Annotated in this window: 8 protein-coding genes; all 8 read left to right on the forward strand. The window is 50.6% G+C overall.

From position 1 onward, the window contains the following. Positions 1 to 39: 39 nt before the first annotated feature. Positions 40 to 2727: a glycoside hydrolase family 43 protein gene (locus CHL74_RS07960; protein ID WP_094880636.1), complete on the forward strand. Its 2688-nt coding sequence runs from the start codon at positions 40 to 42 to the stop codon at positions 2725 to 2727. 137 nt (positions 2728 to 2864) lie between these two features. Then, positions 2865 to 3782, forward strand: coding sequence for a family 43 glycosylhydrolase (locus tag CHL74_RS07965; protein ID WP_254923249.1), 918 nt, complete (start codon positions 2865 to 2867; stop codon positions 3780 to 3782). Between the two features lie 41 nt (positions 3783 to 3823). Continuing rightward, complete coding sequence (locus CHL74_RS07970; RefSeq protein ID WP_094880638.1) at positions 3824 to 6262, forward strand: alpha-L-arabinofuranosidase C-terminal domain-containing protein; 2439 nt, start codon at positions 3824 to 3826, stop codon at positions 6260 to 6262. 315 nt (positions 6263 to 6577) lie between these two features. Continuing rightward, the gene (locus CHL74_RS07975; protein WP_094880639.1) at positions 6578 to 7876 is read left to right on the forward strand and encodes a DUF3575 domain-containing protein; all 1299 of its coding nucleotides are present in this window, start codon (positions 6578 to 6580) and stop codon (positions 7874 to 7876) included. A gap of 4 nt (positions 7877 to 7880) precedes the next feature. Then, a complete protein-coding gene (locus CHL74_RS07980) occupies positions 7881 to 9077 on the forward strand; it encodes a DUF5119 domain-containing protein (RefSeq protein WP_141241270.1) in 1197 nt (398 codons plus the stop codon). 67 nt (positions 9078 to 9144) lie between these two features. Beyond that, a complete protein-coding gene (locus tag CHL74_RS07985; protein ID WP_094880641.1) occupies positions 9145 to 11082 on the forward strand; it encodes a hypothetical protein in 1938 nt (645 codons plus the stop codon). A gap of 112 nt (positions 11083 to 11194) precedes the next feature. Then, positions 11195 to 12385: a fimbrillin family protein gene (locus tag CHL74_RS07990; protein WP_094880642.1), complete on the forward strand. Its 1191-nt coding sequence runs from the start codon at positions 11195 to 11197 to the stop codon at positions 12383 to 12385. 22 nt (positions 12386 to 12407) lie between these two features. After that, entirely contained in the window at positions 12408 to 13511 is a 1104-nt protein-coding gene (locus CHL74_RS07995; protein ID WP_094880643.1) for a hypothetical protein, read from the forward strand. The last annotated feature ends 11 nt before the right edge of the window (positions 13512 to 13522 follow it).

The following is a 13522-nucleotide window of genomic DNA, read 5'->3' on the forward strand; positions in this document are numbered from 1 at the left end:
GGAAGTTCAACTCTCAACTCTCAATTTAAAAATAGTCCTATGAAAAATCTATTACTTCCCATATTCGCATTCTCCGCTCTCTCTTCCGCAGCGCAGACCACTGTCACCGACGCTGACTTGCAGGGAGCTTACAGCGCTCGTCAGTACGGCAAGCGCGTGGTTTGTCATGACCCGTCCATCGTCATTGACAACATCACAAATCCCGCATCCCCTACATATTATATATATGGATCTCACCTTGGCAGAGGCAAGACCACAGCCGCTGAGAACTATCAGGAGTGGACAGTCTTTAAGGCTGACGAGAGCAACGCCACTGCCACCAACAGCCTCTTCTGCAATCTGAGTGGCAATCTCGTCAACTACTCTGACGCTTACGCCACACACGCCGTGACATCCGTCAAGGACTACACTGGCAAGACCGTTACGTTCGGCAACTTCGACGCTCACGGATGGCAGAAGAAAGGCAATACAGTGAAGGGCATGCAGTGGGCGCCCGACGTCATCTACAACAAGACGATGAAGAAGTGGTGTATGTATATGAGCCTCAACGGCGACAACTGGGCTTCGAGCATCGTCTGCTTCACAAGCGACAACGTAGAAGGTCCGTGGAAATATCAGGGTCCGGTGGTATTCTCCGGCTTCTTGGGTAAGTATGCACACAATGGATATGCGGCTGCCGACGACTGGAAGAACACCGACTTCACCATTGCCACTGGCGAAACCTCCCTGCCCGAGCGATATAATGTAGGCGACAAGTGGGGATCGTTCTGGCCTAACTGCATCGACCCATGCGTATTCTACGACGATCAGGACAATCTGTGGATGAGCTACGGATCATGGTCAGGCGGCATCTTCCTGCTGCGCCTCGACAAGAACAACGGTCTGCGCGACTATACTTACACATATCCTTACGAGGTTAATGGCAAAGCTGCTACATCCGCTGCTGCCAGCGCCAACACCACAAGCGACCCCTACTTCGGCAAGAAGATAGCCGGCGGATATTATGTTTCGGGCGAGGCAAGCTACGTAGAGAAGATTGGTTCACACTATTTCCTCTTCATGAGCTACGGCGGACTCGTCAGCACCGGCGGCTATCAGATGCGCGTGTTCCGTTCGGACAATCCCGAAGGACCTTACGTTGACTGCAACGGCACATCAGCCGTCTTCAACCGCTACCTTATGAACTACAGCGCCACTACTGCCGACAACCGCGGTGTGCTGCTCTTCGGCGGCTATAAGTGGGATCCGATGTCGGGTGCTGAGATTGCACAGGGTCACAATTCTGCCTTCACAGACAAGGAAGGACGCTCGTTCGTGGTCTATCACTCACGCTTCACCAACAAGGGCGAAGGTCATGAGGTTCGCGTTCATCAGCTCTTCCTCAACGATGAGGGTTGGATAATGGCTGCTCCGTTCGAGTTTGACGGCGAGACAATCACCAACAACGACATAGCCACTAAGGCTTCCATCGCAGACACCGAGATAGCCGGCGACTATCAGTTCCTCCGCCATGAATATGGTCAGAACACGGAAGCCAAGGCTTATGAGACTCCCGTCAACATCCGCCTCAATGCCGACGGCACCATCAGCGGTGCAGAGAACGGCACATGGGAGCGCACAGCAGGTACTGACTATATCGCTCTTACATTTGACGACGTGGTTTATCGTGGCGTACTGGTTCGCCAGACCATCGACTATACCAATATCCCCGCCATCGCCATCGCTGCTCTCTCTTCTTCAAGCGGTTCCACCACATTGGGTCAGAAGAGCTACACAAAGCAGCAGGAGGTTTGGGCTGTGAAGGCTGACGCTAAGGCTGCCATCAAGTACACAGCCAACAAGATTAACCTTCCGTTCGACGACGGCACTGTTTTGGAAGAGACTCCGGTTCTGCCCACAGAGGGTAAGCTCGGCACTAACATCTCATGGAAGTCGAGCGACGAGAGCATCCTCACAAGCGACGGAAAGGTAAAGGGCCAGGGTGAAGTGACGATGACAATGATAGTCTCAAAGGACGATTACGTTTACACTAAGGACTACACCATCGTAGTGGAGGCAGAAGCAGAGAAGGACGCTGACGTTTACTTCCCCGAGTCGATGGAGAAGAACACCTCAGCAGCCTGGTGGACCAACTTCTCAAAGGACTATTACACTCTCAAGAAGGGCAGCAAGGCAGAGCTTAAGTTCTATAACTACAGCAACAAGGTGGCAAACTGGAACAACTGGTGCCTCGTGGCTGCCAACGCTGAGCGCGGTGCTGAGGAATATGGCGAACATTTCGTTCTCCGTAACGACAATTACGGATGGTTTACTGTTGCTGGTGGCAATACTAATGACAACTCATCCAACGTTGAGTTTACCCTCCAGAGCGACTACAACTGGGACACATTCCTTGACGATATGGACGGTTCGTTAGTGGATATGAATGTAGAGTTCAACGGCAATGTGGTGAAGATGACATCCACCATCACCACTACCACCAAGAAGGTATACAACTATTCGTTCAGCATGAAGCTTACACAGCCTGAGGACAAGGTGGTATTGTTCTTCGTTAACGAAGGTTCGTACATCGACGGATCAAGCTTAGCCACTGGCATCAACTCTCCGTACGTCATCACCAAGAAGGCTGAGGGCAACGGCAAGTGGTATAATCTGAACGGTCAGCAGGTGGACAGCTCATACAAGGGCATCGTAATTGTGAACGGACGCAAGTTCGTTAATAAGTAAAAACATTCATAAGAGATACTCTATTAAATATGAATCTCAAGAAATACATCTATGGAGCAGTGGTTCTTGCCACTGCCCCATTCTTTAATACGGCTCAGGCAAGCGCCCAGACGGCTCCTCTCGCTGTCGATACGCCAATGGTGCACGACCCCGTGATGGCTTTCGAGGACGGTCAGTATTATCTCTACTGCACCGGACACGGCATCACGCAGATGACATCTTCCAACCGCCGCCACTGGACCATCAAGCCCGAAGGCTTACTGCCCGAAGGTAAGATACCGGCATGGACCCGCGACAGCGTTCCGGGATTTGAGACTCACATTTGGGCTCCCGACGTTATCAAGTATCGCGGCAAGTGGTATATGGCTTACTCTTGCTCCACATTCGGCAAGAATACGTCGGCTATAGGATTGCTTAGCAATACGTCGCTCGCCAATGCGGACGGATGGAAGGACGAAGGATGCATCGTGGCTTCTAAGGGAGACCGCGACAACTGGAACGCCATCGACCCTAACTTCATCGTTGACAAGAAGGGCAACGCTTGGATGACGTGGGGATCGTTCTGGGACGGCATCCAGCTCGTACAGCTCGACCGCTCCTTGCACGTAAAGCGGGGCGCCAAGCCCGTTACCATAGCAAGACGACATGCCGTGGGCGACACCACAGCCGAACCTAATCCTACATCGGAGTTTGCCGGCACCAATGCCATCGAGGCTCCATTCATAATGCAGCACGACGGATATTATTATCTGTTCGTAAGCTGGGACTACTGCTGCCGCGGATCAAAGAGCAACTACCGTGTGGCAGTGGGAAGAAGCAAGAAAGTAGCTGGTCCTTACCTCGACCGCAACGGCAAGGATATGCGTGAGGGTGGCGGCACCATCTTCCTTGAAGGCGACAAGCGTGAGTTTGAGGCAGCAGGACACTGCGCAGCTTACTCGTTCGCAGACGGCGACTGGTTTGTCTGCCACGGCTACAGCATGCAGAAGAACGGTGCCCCGCTGCTCATACAGAAGAAGATAAGTTGGACTGCCGACGGTTGGCCAACTCTTTAACACTCAACCATTCCATAAACAACAAAAGATAAAAGAAAAAAATGAAACCAAATAACATTCTCCTCTCGGCGTTGCTTGCCTCCGCTTTGACAGCAAACGCCCAAGTGAAGATAAACGTTGATGTCGCCAATCCCGGCGTTAAGGTATCGCCTAATCTCTACGGCATCTTCTTCGAGGACATCAATCATGCTGCGGACGGCGGTCTTTACGCTGAACTTATAAGCAACCGCTCGTTCGAGGATAGCGACAACGCCACTCCCACATGGCGCACAAAGGCTGCTGACGGAGCCACCATCTCTACGCAACTCGTCAGCAAGGCTCTGCTCAACAACGCTCAGGGAAAGGCTCTTCAGATAAACGTCGCTGCGCGTCAGAACGCCACTGCCTCTCTCGTCAACGAGGGTTTCTGGGGCATCAATGCCGTGCAAGGCAGAACTTACAAGTTGTCTCTTTGGGCTAAAGGAAGCTACAAGGGCGGCGTTAAGGCTCGCCTCGTCAGCACCGATGGCAAGAGCGTGTATGCCGAGACAGCCGTGGACGCTAAGATGGGAAAGAAGTGGAGCAAGTTCACTGCCTCTCTTACAGCCAACGCCAACGACCCTAAAGCTCAGTTCGAGCTGGTCTTCGACGGCAAAGGCACCATCACATTAGACGTCGTCAGCCTCTTCCCGCCTACATTCATGAATCGCGAGAACGGTCTGCGCCCCGACCTTGCACAGCTTCTCTATAACATCCGTCCCAAGTTCGTGCGCTTCCCCGGTGGTTGCTATGTGGAAGGACAGGAGTCGCCTGAGAACGCTTTCCATTGGGAGAAGACCATCGGTCCCATAGAAGAACGTCCGGGACATAAGAACGTCAACTGGCGTTATCGCACAAGCGACGGCATGGGATTTGACGAATACCTGCAGCTTGCCGAAGACCTTAACGCCAAACCGCTCTACGTGGTGAACGTTGGACTGTGGCACGGTGGCATGACCCCCGTGGACAGCATCCAGCCTTGGATTGACGAATGTATGAACGCTTTGGAGTATGCCAATGGTCCTGTCACAAGCAAGTACGGAGCACTGCGTGCAAAGAACGGTCATCCAGAGCCTTACAACATCGAGTATCTCGAGATTGGCAATGAGAACAACCAGCCCGACCCTGCCCTTCAGAGCGACCATTACTATGAGCGCTTCAAGAAGTTTAAGGATGCGGTCCTCGCCAAATATCCCAACATGCACCTCATCGGCAACGTAGTGGCATGGGGTGATGACAATCCCACATGGGACAGCAACGAAAGCGTAGAACTGCTCGATGAGCATTACTATCGCAATCCGGCTTGGTTTGCCGAGAACTTCCGCAAGTACGACGGTTACGACCGTAAGGGTCCGGAGATTTACGTCGGCGAGTATGCCGTCACACAGGGCTTCGGCAATATGGGATCTCTTGATGCCGCTCTCGGCGAGGCTGTCTATATGATGGGCATCGAGAACAACAGCGACATCGTTACGATGGCATCATACGCTCCTATCTTCGCCAACCTCAACGACCGTATGTGGGCACCTGACATGATTCAGTTTACGTCTGACCGTGTGTTCGGCACACCGTCTTACTACGTTCAGAACCTCATGGCTAACAACGTGGGCACTCGCGTACTCAATGTAAAGCAGGACAATCCTTATTCTTACGGCGAGGTGCAGGTCAAGCCAGCTGTATGCCGCGTGGGTATGGGCACATGGGCTACGCAGGCTTCATTCGAAGACAAGGGCTACACAGATGCTGAGGGCAAGGCTCTGCCTATGACTCTGCAGGAACTTCCCACTGACATTAACGGCGACTGGAAAGTTGACGGTGGCATCATCAAGCAGACGTCCAATGGCGAGAGCTGCATACGTCTCAACCCCGGTGAGATTACTGCTGACGGCTATATATATAAGGTAAGAGCACGCAAGGACTCAGGCAATGAAGGCTTCATGATCATCTTCAATTATGTGGATGACAAGAACTACTGCTGGCTCAACCTTGGCGGATGGAACAACACGCAGCACGGCATCGAGCAGATTGTCGGCGGCGCAAAGGGTCAGGCTGCCACTGTCTCAGGAACCATTGAGACGGGTCGTTGGTACGACATCGAGCTGAAGGTGGTTGGCGACAGCGTCTACGCAAGTCTTGACGGCAAGCAGATATTCGCCACAAAGCTCCGCGCCAACACGCTGCCCGGCGTATTCTCCACAGCCACTCTTGACGAGAAAACCGGCGAAGTGATTCTGAAGGTTGCCAACACCAGCAGCGAGAACACCACTGCCGAAATCTGCTTGCAAGGCAAGACCATCAAGGGCGCCAAGCTAATCCGCCTCACAGCCAAGAACGGTCAGGAAGAAAACACCATCGACAACCCCACAAACGTCCACCCCACCGAGACGTTTGTCACCACTTCTTCTGATGGCGGCGTAGTGGAGATTCCGGCTAACTCGCTGAATATCTTCCGCCTTAAATAAGAATGTAACACGCTATTCTTATAATAAAAAAACACAAACAAGTTACTCCTTAAAAGGCAAAAGCATTAAAACTGTTAATGTTTTTGTCCTTTTAAGGAGTTTTTTTATGATATATCACACTTAAGCCATTAACATAATATAACAATATTACTTTTAAAAAACTACATGCAATAGCGTTGTAATTATTGCATTTTTTATAATTTTGCAGTCAGAATATGTTGGGATTAGGCATTATCCTTCAACGAATTAACATAAATCAAGTCAGGATTACAAACGTTTTTACGGTAAGTGAAATATCTTATAGTGATAATTACAATGATTTCATGCTTCGCTATGGACACGGTAGCTCAGGTTAAGACCACTGACAGCACCTTTGTCCGAAATTCGCGTCCCATCCAATTTATTGTAAACAGAATGAACATCAGCGATCAAGACAGGAAGTGGATAACAGAAGTCCTTATTCCTCAACTTGAAGCGTTGGGCGATAGAGGCATTGTGCTTGGACGTGCCACGGCATCACCTGAAGGTCCATACGACAACAACTGTCGTCTGGCGAAGGGACGTCGTGCCTCTGTGGACCGACTGCTCGGCAGCTACGGCATCAGCAAGGACCGCATACGCTATGATGTCGTGCCTGAAGACTACGCCCTTCTTCATACCCTGATGCGCATCGGCAAGGATAAGAGATTTCATGAGGTAGACTCGCTCATGAACCGTTATGGCGACAACACCGCTCGCCTTAAAGAGGCGATGAAGCGGTATGATGGCGGTAAACTATGGCGCTATGTGCTCAAGGAATATTTTCCCGTATTGCGTGCCGTGCGAATAATGGCGATAGACAAGCGACAGCTTCTTGGTCTGGACGACAACAGTCTGACCTCGCAGCCTTTGGCAGTGATGCCGACAACAGTCCCGAACAACGTGCAACTTAACATTCCCGCTTTCCCTTACAGCGACTATACGGTTCTTCCACGCCGCGAGCTATTGAGCGTTAAGACCAATCTGCTCCTCGACTTCGCTTACATGCCCGGTTACGACCGTTTCTGCCCCATCCCTAATGTGGCGATAGAGTATTATCCGCTTCACGGTCACTTCACGTACGGAGCCAGTTTTGATGGTCCGTGGTGGCAGCACTACGACGACCACAAGTACTTTCAGCTACGCAACTATCAGCTCCACACTCGCTATTATCTGCGAAGCGGCGACATCCGTGAGCGTCCGTTGGGACAAGGAGCTGCTTTCAAGGGACTCTACTTCAGCCTTTACGCGCACGCCTACCTATATAATATATGCTTCGGAGAGAAGCGCGGATGGGAAGGCGAAGGTTGGGGCGCTGGCATGGGCATAGGATATGTGATGCCGTTGGGACGTTCTGAACATTGGCGACTGGAGTTCGGCTTGCAGGCTGGATATCTTCACACGCTCTACGATCCCTATCAATGGAAGTGCCCTGTCGACCCCGACACGGACACAGAGCAATATTACTATAAATGGTACGGCGATGCCAAGGACTTCCGCAAGAGACAGCATCGTTATTCTTGGTTGGGACCCACCCGATTGGAGATAACGCTTAGTTACGACTTGCTCTACAGACGGAACATTAAGAAGAAATAAGGTAATGATGATTAATAGGATAATGGCTACATGCCTCGTCGTTTCGTGTCTCGCAACAACAAGTTGCGAGCGCGAACCGATGCTTCATCTTCATCAAGGCGGAAAAGATATTGATATGCAGATTCCTGCCGTCGACCTCAATCTGAAGGTCGTATGGAACTATCTGTTCAAGTACGATGTCGAATATGACTGGCAGGCGGAATGGACGTATGGTTGGGACGATACCGACATATCGATGTTCGGTCCAATCGGCTATACGGAGCCTCATGCCTTTGAGGTGAGACGCTATTTCACTGGCAGCACGCAGTACGGCACCCACCGCTCTCCTTACAAGCACACCATCAGCGGCAACTCCATCTACGCCAAGTACGACTTCGGCTTTTGGGACATCCTTGCATGGAACTACATCGACACTCCCGACGGCGTGCAGAGTGTGCGCATTGACGAGACGTCAACGTACGACTATGTCACGGCATACACAGGACAGACCATGAATCCGTCTTCGTATAACGCGCCACACTTTACCCACTCGTTCTATCAGCCCGAGGAACTCTTCTCCAGTTACGAAAAGGGCATCGACATCAACAAGAATCTGGAAGGATTCGTCTTCGATGAGGAGCGCAACTGCTGGGTACGTACGCTCGAAACACAACTCCAGCCCCTAACTTATATATATTTAGTGCAAGTGATTCTCCATCATAACAACCGCAACGGCAGGAAGGTTACCTCCATCGACGGCAACGCCAACCTCAGCGGCATGGCTCGCTCCGTCAATGTCAATACTGGCGTGACCGGAACGGACGCCATCACCGTAAACTTCTACATGCGAATGAAGCAGGACGTGACGGACAAGAAGGGCGAGACGGTGGACGTGATAGGCGGCAAGGCGCTGACCTTCGGCATGCCAAAGCTCAATCCCTACAAGCTCGACACACGTTCTTACCTTGAGTCGTTGGAGAAGGTGGCAGAGGCTGACCTCAACAACCGACACTACGTGGACGTGAAGATGCAGTTCTATAACGGTAAGGACTCCACCATCGTCTTCGACGTAACCGACCAAGTGCGTCGGCTCTATCGTGGTGGCGTCATAACCGTGGAGCTTGACATGGACAAAGTACCCATCCCTAACCGATCCGGTGGTTCAGGCTTTGATGCCGTAGTGGAAGACTTCGAGGAGAAACAATGGGAATTTGATATGTAATAACATATATATGTATTCAAGATTTTAATAAACAAAACAATACAAACTATTATTTATTTAAAAGATTATGAACAAGTATTTTCTTTATGCCGCTTCAGTATTGGCGCTCGCCAGCTGCTCAAGCGACGACTTCTTGGGCGAGAACTCAGGAAACGGACAAAATGCTGCTAACTCAGTGATTAACTTCGGAGGAGAGACTGGTAAGATTACACGTGCTGCTGACGGCAAAAGCGTTGGTGCAAAAGCTGCTGATCTCCTTGGTAAAAAGTTCTATGTACTGGGTACAAAGGGTACACTGCAACCTAACAGTCCAACAACTTCTATTGTATTCGACAACTATCAGGTTAACTGGAAAGAAAACAGCGCTGGTACAACTACCGACAACACTAACGATTGGGAATATGTAGGCGTAGCTCCAACTGGTCTTCATGCTGGAACAGCTGCTCCTACAGCACAGTCTATCAAGTACTGGGACTACAGCCAGCCACAGTACGACTTCATCGCTTACTCTGTTGGAAACAATGAGCTTCTTACAACAGGTGATGCTGTTGCAGATAAGATTTTAGGTACTGAAATCAAGACCCCAAAGGTTGCCAACGACCTTTCTTACTCTCTTAAAGGTAAAAGAATCGAAGACCTCAAGGAGTGCTATTACACCGACGTAACAACTGTCAAGAATAACGCAACCAATAAAGAATACAATAAGCCAGTGACATTCACATTCAAGAATCTCACTGCTAAGGTGCGTGTAGCTTTCTACGAGACAATTCCTGGATATACTGTAAGCGACATCCAGTTCTATGAAAACACTACTGACCCTAAAGCAGACCTTACCGACAAAGGCGCAGCTGTCCTCTTTACAACCGATGGCTACAAGTTGTCTACCAATGGTGAAATCAAGGTTACATATCCAAAGGTTGGTAGCGAAAACGCAAGCGATCCTGCATACAATAAAGCTTTTGTCAGCGTAGTAAAAGGCACTGACGACGAGACAACTACACTTGGTCTTGGCAATGTAAACTACGAAAACGGTGTTCTCAACGACAACGCACAGAAGGCTAATATGGCAGGCAACGAGGACAACAGCTACTTCACTCCCGTCCTCCCTGCAGAAGGTCACGCCCTCACTCTTCGCCTTAACTACACCCTTACATCTACCGATGGTTCTAACGAGAAGATAAAGGTATATGGCGCAACTGCTGTTGTTCCTGCTTCTTACACAGCATGGCAGCCTAACTACGCCTATACATACATCTTTAAGATTTCAGACAACACCAATGGTGCAACAAGTAAAGAGGATAAAACTCCCGAGGGTCTCTTCCCAATCACTTTCGATGCTGTCGTAGCTGACGTTGACAATGCAGACTTTAGCCATGAGTCAATCACAACTGTGGCTACACCTTCTGTAACGACTTACGCATTCAATAGCGAAACAAAGAAGGTGATCAAGGCTTATGGTGCAGCAAAAAATGAGTATCCTGCTTCTGATAATACAGAAATCTACTTCAGCGTTAGCGAAGATGGAAAGACTATGAACGACCTTGACTCTAAGGGTAAACTTTACAGTGTAAGCAAAGCTGACGCAACTGAGGCTACTGTTATTGACGCTCTACAGCTCGGAGATTCAAAGGCAACCGGTAGTATTACTGGTCGCAACGGTATTGTCCTGACAGAAGTTGGAACTATATTTGTCAATGCAATTCCTAAAGAAGACGGAAAGACAATTGGGGTTGGTGATAACACTACTGCTATGTTCAAAGCTAACACTGCAGCAACATACGCTTATGTATATCTGAAGAAACCGGGTACACCGTCTGATATCTATACAGCAGTAACTTATGCAGCAGGAAATGAACCAACTGCTGGTGAGAACGAGTATTACTTGGATCCGTCTGGCAATACAGCTGTTGCTAAAGATATTAAGCTTACAGCAGATACAACTTATTACAAGAAGTATACTAACAACAATAACACCTACGGTGTAAAGGTTGTTAAGATATACTAATAATTGAATATACAATAGGCACAAAGCCTTATATCCCTTAATCGCCGAGGGTGCATCAATCCAAGATATTGACGCACCCTCGACATTGCATTTTTAATAACCACAAGAAGTCATGCTTTCATCACGCATTCTTTCTTTGTTGCTTTGCTTTTCATTATGCCTTTGCTTCTCCTGCTCTCCATCGGCGCAGGACGACCCCGTCGTGCCCAATCCTGAGGCGCCAACAACGAGCATTGCCTTTAGCAGCAATAACAGCAAATGGCAGGATGAGCAGACAACACGAGGTGCCGGCAACGGCCTCGAAACACTTTTCACTTCGTTCCGCGTCTGGGGATATAAAACCACATCAGACGTTTCCGCCTTATCGTCGTCACAGATTGTGATGGACGGCTATAAGGTTATTTTCACTCAGGGCAGCGCGGGCAACACCGCCTCCAACACTGCCGACTGGGAATACGTGGGCATCGAAAACCCGATGCTCTCCATACCGCAAACCATAAAATACTGGGACCATTCTGCCACAAGCTATCGCTTCTTCGCTTACAGTCCCTTCCGTTCCGACATCACCGTCACCGCCCCGACTGCCGCTGACCCCAACGTCAGCCTCTCCTTTCCCTTTGAATATTCCGATGCTGCCACAGCCACATCGTCCCCATACACAAGTCGTCTCTGGCTTGCCACCCCATCCTCCAACGGCACATCAGCCTCATCGCCCGCTTACGGATCGTGCGTGACGCTCACCTTCGCCCCCATTATCGCCAAGGTGCGCTTCCGCTTTACTTATCCTAACGGCACGAAGAGCGTCACAATGAGAAACATACAGTTCAGCGACAGCCGCTTCCTTGACGACGCGTCCAAGGCAGACACCCCTCTCCGTGGCACCATCCACGCCACCTATCCCCTCACCGGCATACCGTCGAGCCAGCAGCCCGTCATCACGATGGCGCCCGCATCAACCGATGCCCCTGGTCAGATTCTCCTCCGCGTCCCCTATGAGGAGCCGTCGGACGCTGTCCACATCCTCAAAGACCCCACCCTCTACCAGAAATGGTATTACGTGCCGCCTCTCGCCAACATCCCCTACGAGCAGGGTGCTTACACCATAACCGTCAACATCAGCGGCAAGAAAGTGTCTGCCACAGTTCCAGCGCAGTATATGCAGTGGAAGGCAGGCTACCAATACACATACATCTTCAAGTTGTCTGACGTTGGCGACAACATCACCTTCGCCGACCTGCAAGTGGAGCAATGGCTCCCCGGTGCCGAAATCAAGAACGACGGCAACGGCACGCAGGAATGGTAAGAAACACATATATAATACAAGCATGAAGCATCTAAGTTCCATAGCAGCTATTATCTCCCTCGCAAGTCTCAGTGCTTGCGATTCTTCCGACATGCCCATTCAGCATGCCGACAGCTACGGCTACATCACCTTCTCCGCACAGTCGCAGAAGATTCTCACACGCACCAATCCATACGAAGCATACAGTCCGCAACGCCATCCTGCTACGATGGGTGTTTTCGGCTATCAGGACAACGACGCCGCCAACCCTATCTTCCGCAACGAGACTGCCACGTACAATGCCTCAACGCAGAGTTGGCCTACGGCAACGCCGAAGCGATGGGCTGATTATCCCAACGCCTCATCGTTCAGCTTCTTCGCATACATGCCTTATTCTGAAGCGGCTACGCTGACCAACACCATCTCCGGCATCTACACACTCTCCTTCCCTTTCTCCATGGAGAACGCCACATCGCCCGTCATCTTCGACACGAAGGCAGCGCCCATCATCTGCGCTCTACCCGTCAGCAAGGGAGGAATAACCACGGAGAATGAAGACCGCGTCATCAACCTTAAGTTCGACCAGACCCTTACCGGCTACAGCCTGTCATTCAGACTCGACGCTAAGATGAACGCCATCCGACATTTCCGCATCCATAGCGTTACGCTCTCGGGCACTCTCGCCACATCGTGCACCATCTCACGATCTTATACGTGGAACGACGCCTCTAACAGCTGGAACGCTTCAGACATAGGATGGTCTGACGTCCAACGCGCACCGTTCGTCGATACGCCCATCCCCTACAAGGGCTATGGCAGCAAGACTTACGACGATTCCACGCAGACTGCCATCGTCACCTCTGCCGGCTATACGCAATGGGGCTCTGACTTCTTCACCATTCACGATGACGCCTTCACTCCCAAAATAAAAGTGACGTACGACGTGGAGCTGATAGCCGAGGACGGCAAGACGATGGTGACACGAAAGAACGTCACCTCAGTGATAACCCTTAACAAGGACAACTTCAGCAACCTCACAACGGGCAAGACAGCAATGATAAATCCCATCCGCATCCTCATACAGCCTCGCTATCTGTATGTGCTGGCAGACCAGGATGCCTATACGGGACATCTGCTGATAGACTGATTTAGGACATA

The sequence above is a fragment of the Prevotella sp. 885 genome (genome assembly GCF_002265625.1).
Lineage (GTDB): Bacteria > Bacteroidota > Bacteroidia > Bacteroidales > Bacteroidaceae > Prevotella.